We start from the raw sequence: 18,691 nt of genomic DNA, 5'->3' as shown, positions 1-18,691 counted from the left end.
GTTTGGTAATGGTTATAAACAGTTAAGCCCGGTGATTCCTCACCGGGCTTTTTGCAGGGCTTAAAACGAACTTGAATAGCAACACTCAAACAAAATGAATTAACTTGAACATGATATAAAATATCGCTAAATCAGCTGTATGCTGAAATTAGAATGTTAACCTGCAAACAACACATCCGTAAAGCAACTATACGAACCAGGAAGAATGGTAAGGAATATTTTATATGGTGCGATGAAAGCACCAGTAAAGGAAAGTTCTGTTCTAATTTCTATGGCGGTGTGCTGGTAAAGAGTGAACACCTACGTGAAGTGCTGACACATCTTCAAAAGGTTTGCAGAAGGCTGCACTTCTTTGATGAAATCAAGTGGCACAAAGTATCGCAGCATTATGTAGAAAAATACATGAGCGTGATGGATGCATTTTTCAGGCTCATTGCTGAAGGGAAGGCCAAGGTGAGGATCATGTACACCCCAAATACTAATGCCGCTAACCACTTAAAAGAAAAACCCAAATCAGAAACATTCTTTATTTTATACCGTCATTTTATTACTCATGCCTTTGGCTTGCCACACAGTAACAACTCAGATCATGAAATTTATTTACGTCTTTATTTCGACAACCTGCCAGATACTTTAGAGCATAGGCAAGCCTTTAAAGAATATATCAAAGGACTTCAAACAACGATGCCGTTCCAATTAGCCCGGTTAAAAATTAGAAAACAGGATATAGCTGAAGTTGACTCCAAAAAACACTTGTTAATACAGATGCTGGATGTCGTTCTAGGAGCATTATGCTTCAGACTCAATAACAAACACAAAGAAATGCCTCCTGAAAAAAAGCAGAGAGGAAAAAGAACAATTGCGAAAGAGAAACTTTACAAACACATTAATAAAAAAATCAGAACACTCCGGACAGGCTTCCATATCGGAACCAATACAGCAATAACAAGCAAAGAAGAATATTGGCAGCATTCATACCAACTCTTGAAATTGGGACCATCAGAACTTAAAATTGATATCAATCCACTCAATAAAAAATCTCTATGCTTACTATATCAATACGCCCAACTTCCTGCACACTAATTGCTTTACTTACTCCACAACAATTTTTATTATGGCAAACATAAAGATCACCGATACAGAAACATTAACCAACGAACGCTTTACACTGAAGAAGATAAACTTTGAATTGCAGAAAGAGGATGGGGCCTGGCACAACCAAAGCAGGCTTGTATTTAGCCATGGCAACGCAGCTGCAGCCTTATTATACAACAAAGACAAACAAACAATCATACTTACCGAACAGTTTCGACTACCAACCTTCCTCAATGGCAACCCATCAGGAATGCTTTTAGAAGTTCCCGCCGGCCTGCTGGATGCAGACGAAGATGCGGCAGATACCATTAAGCGGGAAATCACAGAAGAAACAGGATATGAAGTTACAGACGTTCAAAAGGTATATGAGACTTATACTTCACCAGGTTCCTTAACAGAGTTGTTATACCTGTATATAGCCGAATACGAAGAACACCACAAAACAGGCGAAGGTGGTGGACTACAGCACGAAGGTGAACATATCACAGTAATTGAAATGCCCTTTCATGAAGCAACACAGCAATTGCATCAAGGCAAGATCAGGGATTCCAAGACGATCATGCTCCTGCAATATGCTATGCTGAACGGAATTATAAAATAATCCATTTATGGTTGCCGGCTACCAACCCCCCTTGTAACCGGCAACTGCAACTTCCGCTCCTCCCTTCCATCGACCGCCAGCACCATTATTAGCAATTATATGTATATAACCACGCCCATACCTTGGAAATTCGTAACTTAGTAATAAATTCCAAAATATGTATGAGCATACCATTTCACGTACTGCCATCTATATTTTAGCATTCGTCATGCTTGCTTTTGGAGTATACCATTTCCTTCACCCTAAGAACCTGATGGTATATGTTCCATCCTATATTCCAGGTGGCCTCGTTTGGGTTTATATTGTGGGTATAGCTTTTATTCTGGCAGCTATTGCCTTTATCATCAACCGACAGGCAAGACTAGCAGGATATCTCTTGGCTGCATTGCTTTTCATTTTCGTATTAACCATTCATTTACCCAATTTTATGAATGCCGGCGATGCTGAAATGCGCCAGTTGGCTCTTGTGGCTTTATTAAAAGATACAGCCCTTGCTGCCTTTGCCCTTCACATCGGTGCCAATGCCAAAACAGTTGAATAACCTGGTATTGACCCGGTAAAAGAAATTAAAACATCGCATTAAAAACAAGGCGAAACACGTCCAGGGCATTTTCCGCCCTCCCTCACTGGTATGACATTTGTGCCGGTCTCTACATCACAACCTTAAAACATGCATATGAACCAAGCATTAGTTGATAAGAGACAAGTAAGTGCATTTGGAGAAAGGGAACTGTACAATAATGTTTACTTGGTCGCACCTGGAGTTTGGCGATTGAAAGACATATTTGTGAATATGTATCTTATCCAGGATCCTGATGAAGATTCATGGATCCTGGTAGATACCGGCCTGAAATCTTCAGCCTCAAAAATAAAAAAAATGATTAGCGAAGTTTCAGATCCGGATAGTGTACCAAAAGCTATTGTATTGACCCATGGACACTTTGACCACGTTGGTTCATTGGCGCAACTCACCAATGAATGGAATACAACGGTCTATGCCCACAAACTTGAAATGCCTTACCTCACAGGCAAAGCGTCTTATCCTCCTCCGGATCCTAATGCAGGAGGCGGCCTGTTTTCTACTATTTCCTTTACATTTCCCAAAGGCCCGATAGACATCCACGACCGCGTACAGGAACTCCCCGACAATGGTTCCGTTCCGGGTTTGTCCGGATGGAAGTGGATCCATACACCTGGGCATGCGCCGGGCCATATCAGTCTGTTCCGGGAAAGAGATGGCGTATTGATAGCAGGAGATGCGTTTGCAACAACCAGGCAGGAATCGATATTCTCTGTAATGTCTCAAAAAAGAGAGATTTGCGGCCCTCCAAAATACTTTACACCTGATTGGGGATCAGCAGCCCGGTCAGTAAAAGCGTTGGCAGCACTTGAGCCTAATGTAATAACAACAGGTCATGGGCATGCACTCTATGGTAATGAAGCCCGCCATGGTCTGCATAAACTGGCAAGAGAATTTTGGCAGCTAGGCATGCCTGGAACAGGACGCTATGTTAATGAGCCTGCATTATTTAATGAAGACGGCCCTACCTATATACCAAAGAAAAAAGGCGGTATGTTCATTAGAATTTTAGCTGCAGGGGCATTACTCGCGGCAGGAATCTACCTGTACAAAAGACGCCAGAAAAAATTGGGGACTACTTTATTGACCAGTTCACTGCAAATGCTCACAGGCGCAGTTCCTGCTGCAGCAACAACATTAAGCTCCCCATTAGCAACAATCGCTCCTATATTAGGACGACTGTAATGCTCCACTTACTCTAACCAAAAATTAATGGGAAAAGGAATTGGAGGGGAAATGAGTTCATTTCCCCTCCAATTCCTTTTCCCATTTTCCATTCAACGCTCTAATTTCTATCATCACCCAACTTTTCATCTTTCATCTATCATCTATCACCCCCAAACAAGTCAACGGCATCGTATAGTTATTGAAGGAACGCACATTAAGAAAATACCCAATCGTTCCTGCCACTTGTTTTTGATATAATTGAATACGTCCCTTGTATTCTCCCATTTGTTTGACGCCATTGCCTATTAAGGCCATCCACGTTTCGGATGATCCTTTAATCCAGAAATTATGTTTGTTCCAGTTCGACCTCTTACTGCCACGGCCATGGTCAGTGGTTATGATGAAAGTAATATGATCACGGTAATAAGGAAGCTTCTGTGTAAGCTGCCACAACCATCCAATGATCTTATCAGCCAGGTGGGCCTGCTGCAGGTAATCACCATACTTATGTTGGTGGGCGGCTTCGTCAGTACCACTCAAACCAATATGCAGCAAACGCGGAAGATTCTTGGTAATGTATTCTTTCGCAGCTGCAAATGTAAAAAGGTCATTACGTACCGCTCCGTCCCTCACGCTATGATCATCCATCAGCTGACGCATAGAAACAGGGATATGAGATACATCTGGCTTACTGTTACAATCTATGTAAAGGCGGCTCCTGGTCTTGTTGAAAATATATGGGAATACATCCCATGAAGTAATGGCTGCGACTTTACCTTTGAACTGTGGCAACTTATTAATGTGCTCCAAAAAGGAAACATTCTGATTCCTGATCTTTCTATTGCTGAAGATGGTAAAGTCTGTACCACCAGTGAACATTTCATTATACCCTGCATAAGAGAGCGCGTAAAGATTTGATACATTTACCTTGCTTCCATAAGCTCTGTTACCCAATAGCAGCCCCTGTTGAGCAATCACATCCCAGGTAAAAGGCATCAGTTTTCTCCTCCTGATAGCAACATCATCATCCCAGAAAGTCTTTTTCAAATCCATCTTGCTCGATACAGACGCTTCTTTCAGCAACACCTCATCTGCTCCTTTGAAAAACTCCTGCCACCGAAAACCATCCAACGTGATCACAAAGACTTTATTCTCATTAGGCCGCTCTTTTCTTTCTGTAACAACAGCATAACCAACCGTCTTGCTATAAAGGAAAAGCAACACTGCAACCAACGCTAGTTTCATATCCACCCTCCTTTTATAATTACGATTAATGCTAACGTTCCCTTCCGAAATCCGTCATTCAATAGACAGCTTCTCCCTCTCCTGCCCCTTTTTCCTTATCCTTTACCTTTTCGTCACTTCTGCCCATTGACCCCAAACCTGATGCATGAGCATTCTCCACCTCTGTAAAATGTGGTTCTGTTAAGGCCTTGTCCTTTTTCTTTTCTGGTTCAGAACCCGGCGGTTTGCTAATTTTTAATTCATTTTCCTCTTCATCATTTCTTTCAATATCCATAATCTCTTCTTTTAAGATTGATAAGTAAAATCTTATGCCAACCCAAGCTCACCATCCGGGAATAAAATTCAATCCAATATCTCCATTGCTAAATCCGCCATTTTGCCAGGGAATGGCATAGAATGGTTCAAGCACTATATATCCAAATAAATTGATCCGCAGAGAAATACCACTGCTCATGATCAACTGGGCATTATTCCTCGAAAATCCAATATTCTTAAATCCACCAACTATATTGCTCTTACCCCAGGCTATACCAGCATCGGTGAACATATTTAATTCTGAAAGGAAAAAACGCGATTTAATGCTCGACAATCGCTCAGGTCCGGTTAATGGATACCTAAGTTCGGCATTGGCTACATACATACTGCTGCCTATAAGGTCATTGATGGTTACATCATCATGTATATCACCATTATCTGCAAATTGCAGCGCTTCATATCCTCTTACCAGGCTGGAATAGCCTACATACAGAGGAGGCAATAAGCCGCTCTCAGCATCACGCCCGAAACGGGCTACATATAAGTTCCTCGTTGCTAAGGTCACCGGGGCGAAACGAAAGTACTTCCGGTAGTCAGCTAATAAATTCTGAAGGTTCACTACCCCTAGGTACTTCCCGGCTTCAAAGCGGAATCGATGCCCACTAAGTGGTGAAGCAACCCCAAAACTTGAATTATCACTGACCCAGGCTATATAACCCTGGCTAAAACCATAACCTTTTGGTGTAGTCTGCCGTTCCCTCTTACTATCAATATAGATCTGGCCCGTTGGATCATAATAATCAGTATACCTGTCCATCCGGTAATAATAACGTGCGTAAGACAAACCGGCCTCAACACGCCTGGATTGGGAAAAAGGACGTGAGGCAAAAACTGATATCTGGTCTTCAAATGTGCGTAACAGATCCATTGAGGAGTTCAACACCTGCTGCGGATCGTCCCCCCGTGATTCTAAAGTATCAAGAAACAGGTACTGGGCGCCGCTCAAATAAGGAGTATGCGATACACTCACACCCCAGTTTATCCGGTTTTTTTGATTCAGATAGGCAAATTGCCCGGCAATATCATAAAGTTCCCCGTTTAAAGAAATAGCACCAAACAACTGGTTATTACCCAAAATATCACTAAACATGCCATTGATTCCTCCCACAAGACCGATCCCAAAGCCTAGGCCGGTGGTGACACCAACACCGGTATTTCCTATATAATCAAGTTGAAACCTTGGTTTATATGAAACCTGATTAAATGATTCAATTGAATATCTGTCAACAGGCGATTCAGTAAGATTCCGTTGCACAAGATTTAGCCCTGTACGGGCAAAAGGTGGCAGAATAGCAGCCTGCATGTTTACAGCGTTTGTATCAACTGCAACAGGATTAAAAGACTTGATTGGAGCTGTATAAATAAGAAAAGCGTTGTTATTGTAATAGGTATACGCAACCTTATTTTGCTGCCTGGAAGCACTGATAGCTGGTGCAAACATCGTAACTCCGGTAATTCCTGTGAAATAGTTGGTCAGCCTGTAAAGTCGTTTGCCATAGATATTATAGCTGTATAGGTTACGGAAACCATCGCGGTCAGAAAGGAAATAGATCTCTTGGTTATCCGGCCCAAATACCGGGTTCAGGTTATTGGCACCCGGAAAGAAATCGAGATTGGTAACAGATTTAGATTCAAAGTTATATAGTGCAATATTATGGTTGTAGGAATGCTGTTGTGGCTTATAGTCAACACTTAGCCTGTCGGTTGCAAATACGATCCACTTCCCGTTGGGAGCATAAGAAGGCTGGAGGTCAGAATAACGGTCATTGGTCAATTGTATAACCTTTCCGCTTTCCAGTTGATAAAGGTAAAGATCGCTTTGCCCATCAACAAGTCCCGTTACCACAATGCTTTTCCCATCTGGCGACCAGGTCGGATTGCTTATAGCAGGTACCCCGGGTATATCGATCTGGCGCATGATTCTGCCTTTATCTGCCCGCGCTATGATCAGGCGGTTGCTACCTTTGGCAAAAGCCACAAAAGCAAGTTGCCTGCTGTCTGGTGACCAGGCGACAGAGGATTCAAATGAACTATACTCATCTACGTGTGAGGTAAATGAGTGAGATGTGACCCTCTCCAGGTTATCACCAGTTTCTGCATCTGCCACATATAAATCAAGCCTAAACAGGTTCCGCTCAGTCCAGAAGGCAACCCTGCTGCCATCAGGACTTATACTAGGTACAATGTTCAGCTCACCGGCATCATGTTTCACAACAAGTTTCTTCCCTAAAGCATAGGTAGAGGTTGTTCTTTGATAGGGTGTATAGGCTCTCCGAAGTGCTTCCTGCCACTTTTCTGAGAACTTCTGGGCATCAATTCCCAAAATCTCTTTGATAGCATTTTCATAACCATCCCTCGCCGTGCGCATAAATAGCCTCTTAATCATCTGCTCTCCCCAAGTGCCAGCTACAAAAGCCCAAAAAGCTTCACCCCACCTATAGGGGAAATATAAATCTGGATGGTTCGTTAAATCCTTTAAAGTCGGCATCCTGTTCCCGGCAACAGCGCTACGTAGCCAAATGGCTGTATGAGCATCCTGGTAACCAATAGACATATATTCAGCCATGCCCTCCACCATCCACAGGGGTAGATTGGCGATTGCATCCATAGTTAGAGAATCCAAAATCAGGTGATACTGAAAAGCATGTACAAGTTCATGGCCCAACACATGATCGGTCTGTGCATTCGATTCCATAAAAGGCATAATAACCCGCCTTTTTAATGCTTCTGTTACACCACCGGTTCCAACTTCGATATTTCCTTCTATGGCACGTGTTTGTTGAAAATCAGCATGATTATTATAAAAAATAACCGGATTCGGCCGCTTAAAGGTATCTTTCAGCACTGTTTGGTGCATTTGATACCATTGTTCGCATTGTAGTGCTATCCGGTCGCGAACAGTTCCATTCTGCAAATAGTAATAGATCTCAAAATTGGGGGTCTCCAGAACTTTAAAATCAATTCGCCTGTAATTAACCTTATTGCGTCCAAAATATTGGCTATGAACAGGATTTATGTCTACAACAGCAACAACAAACCAAAAAAGTAAAAAGCGGTAAATTTCCTTACTCATATTCTTGGTATTGTGTGTTGAAGGAGATAAAGCAAATTATACACCAGTTAACGTAAAACTTTCCATTATCTTTAAACGAACATTAGGTATGTTCGTGTGCTAAGGAAATGTTAGAAACCAACAGGACTGGCGCGGTACACTTTTTGTAAACTGAACATTAATCCAATTGCCAGTTTGGCCTTTGATTTGCCACAACATATAATAAATCACCCTTTTCTTTAATAAAAAACAATAAAAAATGGCAGAAGTAAACCTGACAGCTTATAACGTGAAAACCAAAGAGAAAAACGTGCCTATCCAGGATGCAGTAATTACAAAAACAGCAAAAGGTGCCTATATGGTTCAGGGGCACGATGGAAAAGGAAATAAACTAACCACCTTATGTAATGAAGAAAAAGCTTTAGCAGCAATAAAGTCCGGAGTGGCTAAACAAGGCTGGTAAAACAGGCTTCTAATAACAGCAAAGGTGTAGCTCAACTACACCTTTGCTGTCTTTCTCAATTCGTCTTCCGTATCATTCGTCACTCAATAATATTGGCTGATCATCAAGTAAACTACTGGCCCTGATAACGCTACATAAAACCAAATGGGCCATGTGATCTTAGCCAGCTTACGATGCACGGCATTTTCGTTGATTAGTGCCCTGTATGCCGTAAATAAGATCAGAGGCAGTGATAAACCCGCAAGCAAAATATGGGTGCTCAATATGAAAAAATAGACCATGCGCATATTACCAACTTCAAGCTTTTCTGCTGCACTTACAATACCATTTTTGTCTACATCTCCATATAAAGTTGAACCTGCAAATAAATGATGGCAAATGTAACTAACCAGGAAAAGCACCGATAATCCCATCGCTGAAAGCATAATTTTTTGATGGCTTTTATACATCCCCTGTTTTGCCGTTACAATACCTGCTAATAGTAATACCGCTACTATCGAGTTGATAATTGCATTCAACTTTGCAAACAAATGTTCATCAAAGCCTAAATGGACATTTAGGGTTACTCTCTCTAAGGCAGTAACAGCAAAAAATACTATTATAGAGAAAATGAATATGATTATCCTTGCTTTTGTATCATTCTTCGTAATAGTAATATTCATTTATAACGTTTTAAAAGGTAAACCAACAAAACAATCCCAATAATGGTAATAAAAAAGATGACAGCAAGCATTTCTAGCTTTCCGGCAAATACACCTTTTCGGTTAGGGTCTTTTTCTAATGAAAGCAATACAATATCTCTTGCAAGTTGTTGAACTTCAGTAGTATCCAATCCATGATAATACCCACGTATGTTCCTGTTTTTATCGATCAATACCATGTAATCGGTATGAAAGAAACCCGTATCTATCCCTTTACCATCAACCAATCCAAGTTTAAAATGATTAATCGAAAGGTCATAGATTTCTTTTTTATTACCTGTAAGTAACCACCAGTTTTCCGGATTAATTTGAAAACGATCAGCCCAATGTTTTAATGCAGGTACATCATCCCGCTCCGGATCAACTGAAAAAGAAAGGAATTGAACAAAACGTGGGAAACGGTCTCCTACCTTTTCCGATGTCCGGATATGATCCTGCAGGAGTTTCATATTTAGGGTCAACTTCGGACAAATTGTTGGACACCTGGTAAAAAAGAAATCTGCCACCACAATTTTATCACCTATATCCTTCCAGCCTACAGTATCATGCAGCTGATTGACAAATGAGAAATCCGGAATTTTATGCCACACAGTATCATTTTCCAGCTTTCCATTTTTGGTGACTGAATGAACTGTATCATAAATAAAATGGCGAGGCATGACACCAATGTCCTTGCCCAAAGACCTCATGATCAGGTAACTGACAAGAGGTATGGCAACCGCAACCAATAATCCTAAAAAAGCTTTTTTATTCATAAAAAAAACACCGCCGCAAATTTATGATTGCGACGGTGAAGGGCATTTAAATATTTTGATAAAAGAAATGATCAGTTATACATCATTCAAAACTATGCTGTGAAGTGTCTCCCATCCTTATCTGCCTTTTCATTGTTTGTTCCTGGAAATGTTTATCATAACGATTCCTACTGGTTCGAAATTCGTTTCCATCCCACAGGAAAGCAGCGATAAACCAAATAAATAACAATAAAGGAAGAGCTATTGTCATGATCATATTCCTGATCTCATCTCCTAAGTGCATAAATATACTAACTATATAAAAGGCTTTAGCCATAGTCAATATGACAATCACACCTTTAATAAATACGTCTACCCACGCAGGAATAGGTAAGAGATACATAAATAAGCCAAGGCCAAGTTCTATAACTGTAATTCCAAGTAAGATCCAAAAGGTTTTCCAAATCCTGCTTGTATCTTCTGCTGGCTCGTGGTGATACGTAATTTCCGTTGATTGTGAAAGTTGGTCCATTTCAAAATTCTTTTTGAATAATTAAATTAGATAAAAGCAAAGGAATACAAAAACCCAAACTAAATCTACAAAGTGCCAATATAAACCTGCTTTTTCTATCATCAGGTAATGACCTCTTTTAGCAAATACATCTTTCTGAGCCATTATTAACATAATGCTATTAATGATAACTCCTGAGAAAACGTGGAAGCCATGGAAGCCGGTAATACCAAAGAAGAAGCCGCCGAAAGCAACAGGGCCTTTTTCTGTAACATGAAGCTCTGCTAAATTAAGCATCCCTCTCAGTTGGTCATCACTCATTGCGGCCAATTGATGGTGGCTCATATCATGATGCTGCGTATGTACTACATTCACTAGTGCTTCATGTGGTGTATTTTTCAATGCATCGGCAATTGTTGCAGCCCTATCTATATGCACACCCCAGGGATTTCCTGTAACGGTGGTTCCAACTACATCCAAATGATTGCCGGTTAATACTACATGATAACCCGTAATTAAGTGTGTCCATTCCCAGGCTTGACAAGCAAGGAAAGCCAATCCCCCAATAACTGTCCAGGCCAACCATTTAACTACATCTTTTTTATTGTTATGATGACCTGCATGAACTGCCAATACCATAGTTACAGAACTAAAGATCAAAATAAAAGTCATTAAGCTTACGAAAGCCAATGGTAAATTGGCATGCCCTGTACCAGGAAATGCATTATAAACTGCATTTGGGTTTGGCCAATAATTTTGTGAAAAGCGGATGGTACCATATGAAATTAAAAAGGCACCAAAAGTAAAGGCATCACTTATTAAGAAATACCACATCATCAGCTTTCCGTACTCTACATTAAACGGACTTTTTCCTCCACTCCACCAGTTGTTTTTAATTGCTACAGCAGTTGTCGCCATAAAGAATTTACGATTTACGAATTACTTTTAAAACAATATAAATGATCCTATCCTAACCAAATGAAAAATATTAATAAATATACCCATAGCACATCAACAAAATGCCAATAGGTACTTAACACTTCTAAACCTACTGAATTATAAACTTTTTTTCTTCCTATTAATGTCCTTAATATAATAACGATCAAAGCTATGATCCCACCTGCAACATGCAATGCATGCAAACCGGCAATGATATAAAGAAATTGCCCAGCACCTGCTCCTCTAAACCTGACACCATTTTCCCATAGCCAACTGAAACCCAAATATTGAAGTGCCAGAAAACATATACCAAGGAATAAAGTCACCATCAATAAGGTCCGGTATTGGCTCATATTACGTTGCTTGAAGCTGCGCAATGCTCCCTGGATGGTCAAACTACTAATGATAATGCATGCAGTAGAATAAATAAAATATGTTGGAATTTCTACAACCTCCCAATTTGCCAGTTTACTCTTCACAATATAAGCACTGGTCAGACCAGCAAACATCATAATGATACTTGCTATGGCTACCCAAAGCGCAAATTTGTGAGGATGCATTCTATTATTTCGTTGATTACTCACAATTACCATTTCTTTCTATTATATTTTCTTGATTCATTAAATCTTATTTGCCATTCGCACGTTTCCGCCTCTGGCTGATTCGAATCATTCTTCATTCCTTACACTTTATCAAACAACATAGCCAATAATACAACAGGCAAATGAATATAACTGCTAAACATTACTCGCCTTGCCGATTTAACACTCATATCCCTGTACAACCTGATACACTGAACTACCAGGAAAATATTTGCCAGAGAAACGATTATCAACCCTATTAAGCCATTCATTTCAATATAGTACGGAATAACACCAACAGGAATTAATAAAAGTGAATATATGATCGTTTGCAAAGCGGTAAACTTAGTTGGGCCTTTATCACTTGGCAATAGTTTAAATCCTGCTGTACTGTAATCAGTATGTGCAACCCATGCAATAGCCCAAAAATGGGGAAACTGCCATAAAAATTGTATAGCAAATAGCACCCATCCTCCAAGACTCAATTGATCATCCCCGGCAGCCCATCCAATTAAACAAGGAAGAGCACCAGGAAAAGCACCAACCAATACAGATATTGCACTTACTTTTTTTAATGGTGTGTATATAAAAGCATACAGAAATAAACTGAATGCTGCCAATCCTGCACTCAACCAATTAAAAAAGTAGCCAAGGATCAATATACCTGCCAATCCTGATAAAATAGCAAATACCCATCCATGCAACACACTCATTCGTCCCGCAGCAATAGGTCTTTTTGCTGTTCTTTTCATTACAGCATCGGTTTCCTTTTCCACTACCTGGTTAATGGCATTGGCACTTCCTGTTACCAACATACCGCCCGCAAATAAAAGAACTACCATCTTCCAATCAAAGGCTACCACTTTTGGTGCCAATAGGTAGGAGATTATGCTCGAAAACACAACCATTATACTCAACGATGGCTTTATCAACAAAAGGTAATCTTTCATTACCGCTCTTTCTGCACGATTTGCCGGTTGAGATGATTCGTTCACTACTGTTCCTTGTTTATAATGCTTAGAAAATTTCCGGTGTCCAAAATCATCAGTATTGAACACCTTTATTTTCTCTGAAATACTTAATTCTTGCTCCACCATTTTCAACCTCACGTATTATCAAATTCTATTTCACTTCAATAATTAATTATTCCTAATCAATCAGTCACTTCCCCTCTTTCAATCCGTCGTTCGTCATTCTAATTACTCGTCATTTCTCTCAGTGTTCCGTCGTCTCATTCGCACCAACAGGCTCTGTCTGTGGAATAAAGTCACGACCATCTTTACTGTAATCATATGCCCAACGGTGAACTTCTGGAATTTCGCCTACCCAGTTTCCATGTCCTGGGTTAACTGGAGTTGTCCACTCCAGCGTAGTAGCTGACCAAGGATTCAAAGTGCGCACCTTTCTTCCTTTCCAGATGGAATAAAAGAAATTAAACACAAACATCAATTGAACAGCAAATACAACAATGGTAACAATTGTGATTACTTTATTCAAATCACCGAATTGGTTAAAGGAAGTCCAGATACTTCTATCCAGGTATCTCCGAGGTACCCCAGCGAGACCTTCGTAGTGCATAGGCCAAAATATAAGGTAGGCACCTATAAAAGTGATCCAAAAATGTATGTAACCAAGTGTATTGTTCATAAAACGTCCATACATTTTAGGAAACCAATGATAAACACCCGCAAACATGCCAAAGAAAGCGGATACACCCATTACGATATGGAAATGCGCAACTACAAACACTGTATCATGTATGTGAATATCTATGGTAGCATTACCCAACCAAATTCCAGTCAAACCACCAGAAATAAATAAACTAACAAAACCAATAGCAAAAAGCATTGCTGGTGTAAACCTTATATTTCCTCTCCATATAGTTGTCAGCCAGTTAAATACTTTTATCGATGATGGAATTGCGATTAATAAAGTGAGTAATACGAAGAAAGAACCAAGGAATGGATTCATACCACTTACAAACATATGGTGAGCCCAAACAAGTAAGGCTAAAATACAAATGGCAAATAAAGAACCGATCATTGCCATATAACCAAAGATTGGCTTTCTGGAATTGATACTCAGGATTTCTGATACCATTCCCATTGCAGGTAATATTACAATATATACCTCTGGGTGTCCTAAAAACCAAAATAAGTGCTCATATAATATTGGACTTCCACCTTCATTTGGCAATATTTGTCCATTAACAAAAATATCACTTAAATAAAAACTTGTTCCAAGGTTACGGTCAAACAATAAAAGAATAAAACCTGACAATAAAACTGGAAAAGAAAGTACACCAAGAATAGCTGTAAAAAATAGCGACCAAATTGTCAATGGCAATCTTGTCATGCTCATGCCTTTTGTACGCATGTTTAATATGGTAGCTATGTAGTTCAAATTACCTAATAATGAAGAAACTACAAACATGGCCATACTGGTGATCCAAAGATCCATACCAATTTTTGAACCTATTGAAGCCTGACCTAATGCACTCAATGGTGGATAAGATGTCCAACCACCACTTGCAGGACCAGTTTCAACAAACAAGGAAGACAACATGATCATGCTGGCTAAAAAGAAGAACCAGTAGGATAGCATATTCATTAAGGGTGAAGCCATGTCTCTAGCACCAATTTGCAGAGGAATCAGCAGGTTGGCAAATGTTCCACTTAATCCACCAGTTAATACAAAAAACACCATAACAGTTCCATGCATCGTTACCAATGCATAGTAAAATTCTGGCTTAATTTGGCCTCCTTCAGCCCACTTGCCAAAGAAAGTTTCCAAAATAGCAAAACTTTGTCCAGGATAACCCAACTGCAATCTGAAAAGTACAGAAAACAAACCTCCCACAATTGCCCAGATTATACCTGTAATCAAAAATTGCTTTGAGATAGTTTTGTGATCCTGGCTGAAAATGTATTTTGTTATAAAAGTTTCTTTATGATGGGGATGTCCATTTCCATCATGATGAATTTCATGTGTCTCTATTTCCGCACCATGCACATGAATTGTTGACTCGTTGTTCATATCAATATTTTTTACAACCCTTCGGTTCAGCTAATTTTTTATTGAATTGATGTCGTTGCTTGTGTTTGTACAGAAGTTGAATCAGTAGTCGTCACTGCCGGTGCAGATTTTTGCATTTCCATAGCGGCTAAATACTGAGGCTTCTTCGACAATATCCATCTGTCAAACTCTTCCTGGGTTTCCACCACTATCGTGCCCCTCATACTAAAGTGGCCTTTTCCACACATCTGGTCACATGAAATTTCATAATTGAAATCTGGACCATATTTCTCTCTCATTTCTTTTGTGGTAAACTTTGGAGTAAACCACATAGTGGTTGGTATACCTGGCACTGCATCCATTTTCATCCTGAAATGAGCTAAACCAACATCATGGATCACATCTTTAGAACCTATGATAAATTTTATTGGTTTATTCACTACAATATGAGCTTCCTGACTTACATATATGTCATCATGATTGTCTTTATCAGCCCATATTTGACCTAATGGGTTTCCTATTCCTTCACTGATCTCTTTATAATACTTTCTTCCCAGCTTTTTATCCTTACCCGGATAACGGAATTCCCAGCCAAATTGCTTTCCGGTTACTTCAACTACCATAGCTTGTTTTGGAGCTTCCCCGGTGATCTGGAACCAGTAATACAATCCAAAACCTACCAAAATGGTTAAGGTAATAGCAGGTACTACAGTCCAAATTACTTCCAACTTATTGTTATGTGGGAAGAAAAATGCTTTCCTGTCAGATTTTTCCTGGTATTTATAGGAAAACCAGAACAACAATATTTGAGTAATAAAGAAAACAACACCGGTAATGGCCAGGGTAATGTAGAGCATCGTATCGATTTTCTCACCATGATTTGAGGCAGCTTCACCTAAAATTTTACCCTTAAGTTTTTCATTGCAATACCAAACACCTACAAGGCCTACTACCAAAAATGCAAGAAGCATAAAGGCATTGATACGATTGTTCTCTTTACGGGTTCTTTCTTCACCCCGTAAAATAGCAACATACTCACTGGCTTTAGCAATTTGAAAAGTGATGATAAAGCCTAAAATCAAACATACTATAATCCAAAAACTTGACATATTCTTTTCAGTAAGTTGTTTACCGCTCCTTTTATGTATGGTGAATAATACTTTCTTTCAAGAAAGGGTGATTTCTAGCAAATAACGGATGTTTGGCAAGATGTCTTGCTGTAAGGAACATGATCAATCCTACAAATCCTAATGCAATTCCCAGGTCTGCTAACATAAAAGGCACATGTTCTTTAGAAACACTTGGGAAAACCATTTGGTAGAAATCCAGCCAATGGCCAAAAAGAATCAATACCGACATCATCGTAATTGTGCCATAATTCCTCTTGGATGCACGTTTCATTAATATTAATAAAGGAGCTAAAAAGTTAATGATCAGGTTCAAAAAGAAGATACCACGATAAACACCTTGGAAACGGGGTTCGAAATAGGTAGTTTCTTCAGGAATGTTTGCATACCAGATCAGCATGAATTGCGAATACCACAGGTAAGTCCAGAAAATTGAAAAGGCAAACTGAAATTTACCCAGGTCATGCAAATGCTCTCTTGTTACTAGTTCCAGGTAGCCATTGTTCTTTAGAAAAACAACATAAATTGTGATTAATGCAATTCCTGCAACAAAAGAAGAAGCAAATGTGTACCAGCTATACATGGTGGAAAACCAGTGCGCATCAATACTCATAAGCCAGAACCAGGGAATAGATGACATTACAGTTAGTGAGAACAAAATAATATAAAGTGCTGCCCAAACCGTGTTTTTCCAGATATAACTTTTACCTTCTTCAATGGTTAAAGGATCATTGTCAATAGAAGTGGATAATTGGCGCATTTTTTTGCCCAACAACCACCATCCAACAACTGTTATAATAGACCAAGCTGTGTAAAAGCCTTTATTCAGAAATCCCTTTTTAAAAGTAAGTGCTGCATCATGCTTCACATGCTCAGCATCTGTCCAGTGATAAATTTCATGATTACCTCCAAAAACAATTGCCAGAAGAATAACCAGGGTAATAACACCAATGACAGGAACACAGGCTGAAATGGCTTCCGTCACTCTTCTGAATGACATCTGCCAACCACCCCATGCTAATGTCGTAGCACAGATAAAGAACATAGATGCATTGACAACCAGCAGAAAATAAACACTGTTTTGCAGCAGTGAAGCCCAAAACCTTGTTTGCTCATGAGGGTCGCTGCTTGTGCCATGCGTAAAAAATAAAACAATAATAGACAACAATCCAACTGCCATGAATGCAAGTGACAGATTATTGTATTTTTTGGGAATTAGATATTGTTCTCTAAGTGCCATTACGATCTTTTTATAATGTTTCTTTGCTTCTTTTTTATTTTGAAGTTGTTGTACTTGCTGCTTGTGATGGTGTACCGGGCGTTGCCGCTGCCTTTGCTGCCGCAGTATCAGTTGCAGGTCCTTGCTTCGAACGGATATATTTAACGACCATCCAACGTTGCATAGGCTTCAGTTGAGAAGCATAGCTTCCCATTTGACCTTTACCATACATAATAACATGATAGATCTGGCCATCTGCCAAGGCTTTAGTATAGGCATCCATCAGGTTTCTTGGTGCAGCAGGGTAAGGACCATTTCCATCCTTCCATAATGGACCATTACCATCTAGTTTAGGTCCATGACAAATAGCACAATTGACCAGGTAAATACGTTCAGCTTCTGTCATTTGATCTTTACTTAGGCTAACTGTATCTAATGGATTTCTGTAAGCCTTCGCTTGAACATAACCTGTATCAGTACCGGGGTATGGATAAGCAGCCACATCTCCCCGAGCAATTGTACCAGCAACAGGTGTTGCAGTATAATTAATGCCTTTGTCTTTTAAATGTTGATAGTCGCCAATGTTATTATAACCATAAGTCTCATAAGCACGGCTAAAAGCCATATCAGGCACATATATACGGCCGGGGTCATTTCCTTCTGCACCACCACAGCCAATCATAGCAGTTCCTGCTATCAAAATGCTCGTTACTATTAATAATTTTTTCATTTCTTCTACCTGATTTCTATTAACTAATGGCTTCTGCTTTTTCGCTGAAAAATTTGGTTTCCTTGTCGTAACGACCCATCCACCAACCTGTTTCTCTGTACTGGGTGTTGATCTCAACTGCTCCCACACTTTCTAGAAACTGTTGTGCTTCTGCTTCATTTGTTTTTTCAGTACACTCAATAGCCATTACAAACGTATCATCCGTTGCCCTTAAGTGGAAGTGATCCTTTTTAACGAATGGAGCCAATTGACACAGGTAGCAAAAGGTCAACACCATACCAACTGCTGCAAACAATACTGTCAGCTCAAATGTGATAGGTATCCATGCTGGTAAGGCAAAGAATGGCTTACCACCAATATTCATTGGCCAGTCAGTTGTAAATACCCAGGTAATAAAACTCAAGGCAACCGTAGTTCCTGTGATACCATAAATGAATCCTGCTGTATGCAGGCTGGTATCCCTCAAACCCATAGCAGCATCTAACCCATGAATGGGAAATGGCGTGTATACATCATGTATTTTATACCCTGCTTTACGTACCTGCTTAACAGCAGGGAAAAGCACTTGTTCGTCATAAAAACAACCAACTACAAATTTTTTTATCGCCATAGTAAA

At 39.8% G+C, this 18,691-nt stretch carries 19 protein-coding genes; 5 read left to right on the top strand and 14 right to left on the bottom strand.

The window, feature by feature from the left end; translation table 11 throughout:
* The first annotated feature begins 153 nt into the window (after positions 1–153).
* The 4 genes from OCK74_RS19185 (at position 154) to OCK74_RS19170 (ending at position 3,461) form a co-directional block, all read left to right on the top strand.
* The gene (locus OCK74_RS19185) at positions 154–1,083 is read left to right on the top strand and encodes a DUF3800 domain-containing protein (RefSeq protein ID WP_279298696.1); all 930 of its coding nucleotides are present in this window, start codon (positions 154–156) and stop codon (positions 1,081–1,083) included.
* A 31-nt stretch (positions 1,084–1,114) separates the two neighbouring features.
* Positions 1,115–1,696: an NUDIX domain-containing protein gene (locus OCK74_RS19180; RefSeq protein ID WP_279298695.1), complete on the top strand. Its 582-nt coding sequence runs from the start codon at positions 1,115–1,117 to the stop codon at positions 1,694–1,696.
* 157 nt (positions 1,697–1,853) lie between these two features.
* On the top strand, positions 1,854–2,237 hold the full coding sequence (locus OCK74_RS19175; RefSeq protein ID WP_279298694.1) for a DoxX family protein: 384 nt from the start codon (positions 1,854–1,856) through the stop codon (positions 2,235–2,237).
* Positions 2,238–2,372: 135 nt separating this feature from the next.
* Complete coding sequence (locus OCK74_RS19170) at positions 2,373–3,461, top strand: MBL fold metallo-hydrolase (protein ID WP_279298693.1); 1,089 nt, start codon at positions 2,373–2,375, stop codon at positions 3,459–3,461.
* 132 nt (positions 3,462–3,593) lie between these two features.
* Here the strand turns inward: OCK74_RS19170 and OCK74_RS19165 are convergent, their stop codons facing one another.
* From OCK74_RS19165 to OCK74_RS19155, 3 genes are read right to left on the bottom strand one after another with little or no spacing between them, the layout of a single operon-like run.
* Positions 3,594–4,688: an alkaline phosphatase family protein gene (locus OCK74_RS19165; RefSeq protein ID WP_279298692.1), complete on the bottom strand. Its 1,095-nt coding sequence runs from the start codon at positions 4,686–4,688 to the stop codon at positions 3,594–3,596.
* Between the two features lie 58 nt (positions 4,689–4,746).
* Positions 4,747–4,962, bottom strand: coding sequence for a hypothetical protein (locus tag OCK74_RS19160; protein WP_279298691.1), 216 nt, complete (start codon positions 4,960–4,962; stop codon positions 4,747–4,749).
* Positions 4,963–5,010: 48 nt separating this feature from the next.
* A complete protein-coding gene (locus OCK74_RS19155) occupies positions 5,011–8,076 on the bottom strand; it encodes a DPP IV N-terminal domain-containing protein (protein ID WP_279298690.1) in 3,066 nt (1,021 codons plus the stop codon).
* A gap of 238 nt (positions 8,077–8,314) precedes the next feature.
* Here OCK74_RS19155 and OCK74_RS19150 point away from each other — a divergent pair, with 238 nt between their 5' ends.
* Entirely contained in the window at positions 8,315–8,518 is a 204-nt protein-coding gene (locus OCK74_RS19150) for a hypothetical protein (RefSeq protein WP_279298689.1), read from the top strand.
* 83 nt (positions 8,519–8,601) lie between these two features.
* Here OCK74_RS19150 and OCK74_RS19145 read toward each other — a convergent pair whose 3' ends face one another.
* The 11 genes from OCK74_RS19145 to OCK74_RS19095 all read right to left on the bottom strand — a co-directional run bounded on the left by OCK74_RS19145 (position 8,602) and on the right by OCK74_RS19095 (position 18,685).
* Positions 8,602–9,180 (bottom strand): DUF420 domain-containing protein, encoded by a 579-nt coding sequence (locus OCK74_RS19145; protein ID WP_279298688.1) that lies wholly within the window; start codon positions 9,178–9,180, stop codon positions 8,602–8,604.
* On the bottom strand, positions 9,177–9,974 hold the full coding sequence (locus tag OCK74_RS19140; protein ID WP_279298687.1) for an SCO family protein: 798 nt from the start codon (positions 9,972–9,974) through the stop codon (positions 9,177–9,179). Before OCK74_RS19140 ends, OCK74_RS19145 begins: the two co-directional genes overlap by 4 nt.
* An 82-nt stretch (positions 9,975–10,056) precedes the next feature.
* Positions 10,057–10,485 carry a cytochrome C oxidase subunit IV family protein gene (locus tag OCK74_RS19135; RefSeq protein ID WP_279298686.1) on the bottom strand — a complete coding sequence of 143 codons (429 nt, stop codon included), beginning with the start codon at positions 10,483–10,485 and terminating at the stop codon, positions 10,057–10,059.
* A gap of 21 nt (positions 10,486–10,506) precedes the next feature.
* Positions 10,507–11,382, bottom strand: a complete 876-nt coding sequence (locus OCK74_RS19130; protein ID WP_279298685.1) for a cytochrome c oxidase subunit 3 — start codon at positions 11,380–11,382, stop codon at positions 10,507–10,509.
* Positions 11,383–11,429: 47 nt separating this feature from the next.
* Positions 11,430–11,963, bottom strand: a complete 534-nt coding sequence (locus OCK74_RS19125) for a cytochrome c oxidase subunit 3 (protein ID WP_279298684.1) — start codon at positions 11,961–11,963, stop codon at positions 11,430–11,432.
* Between the two features lie 122 nt (positions 11,964–12,085).
* Entirely contained in the window at positions 12,086–13,081 is a 996-nt protein-coding gene (gene cyoE / locus OCK74_RS19120; protein ID WP_279298683.1) for a heme o synthase, read from the bottom strand.
* Between the two features lie 118 nt (positions 13,082–13,199).
* Positions 13,200–15,020, bottom strand: a complete 1,821-nt coding sequence (locus tag OCK74_RS19115) for a cytochrome c oxidase subunit I (protein WP_279298682.1) — start codon at positions 15,018–15,020, stop codon at positions 13,200–13,202.
* A gap of 38 nt (positions 15,021–15,058) precedes the next feature.
* On the bottom strand, positions 15,059–16,108 hold the full coding sequence (locus tag OCK74_RS19110) for a cytochrome c oxidase subunit II (protein WP_279298681.1): 1,050 nt from the start codon (positions 16,106–16,108) through the stop codon (positions 15,059–15,061).
* A 31-nt stretch (positions 16,109–16,139) separates the two neighbouring features.
* Positions 16,140–17,366, bottom strand: coding sequence for a quinol:cytochrome C oxidoreductase (locus OCK74_RS19105; protein ID WP_279298680.1), 1,227 nt, complete (start codon positions 17,364–17,366; stop codon positions 16,140–16,142).
* Positions 17,367–17,400: 34 nt separating this feature from the next.
* Entirely contained in the window at positions 17,401–18,075 is a 675-nt protein-coding gene (locus OCK74_RS19100; protein WP_279298679.1) for a c-type cytochrome, read from the bottom strand.
* Positions 18,076–18,094: 19 nt separating this feature from the next.
* Positions 18,095–18,685: a DUF3341 domain-containing protein gene (locus OCK74_RS19095; protein WP_279298678.1), complete on the bottom strand. Its 591-nt coding sequence runs from the start codon at positions 18,683–18,685 to the stop codon at positions 18,095–18,097.
* Positions 18,686–18,691 lie beyond the last annotated feature (6 nt).

It is taken from the genome of Paraflavisolibacter caeni, assembly GCF_025628885.1.
Taxonomy (GTDB): Bacteria; Bacteroidota; Bacteroidia; order Chitinophagales; family Chitinophagaceae; genus Flavisolibacter; species Flavisolibacter caeni.
The sequence above is the reverse complement of the archived record's forward strand: the minus strand, read 5'-3'. Positions and strand labels throughout refer to the sequence as shown.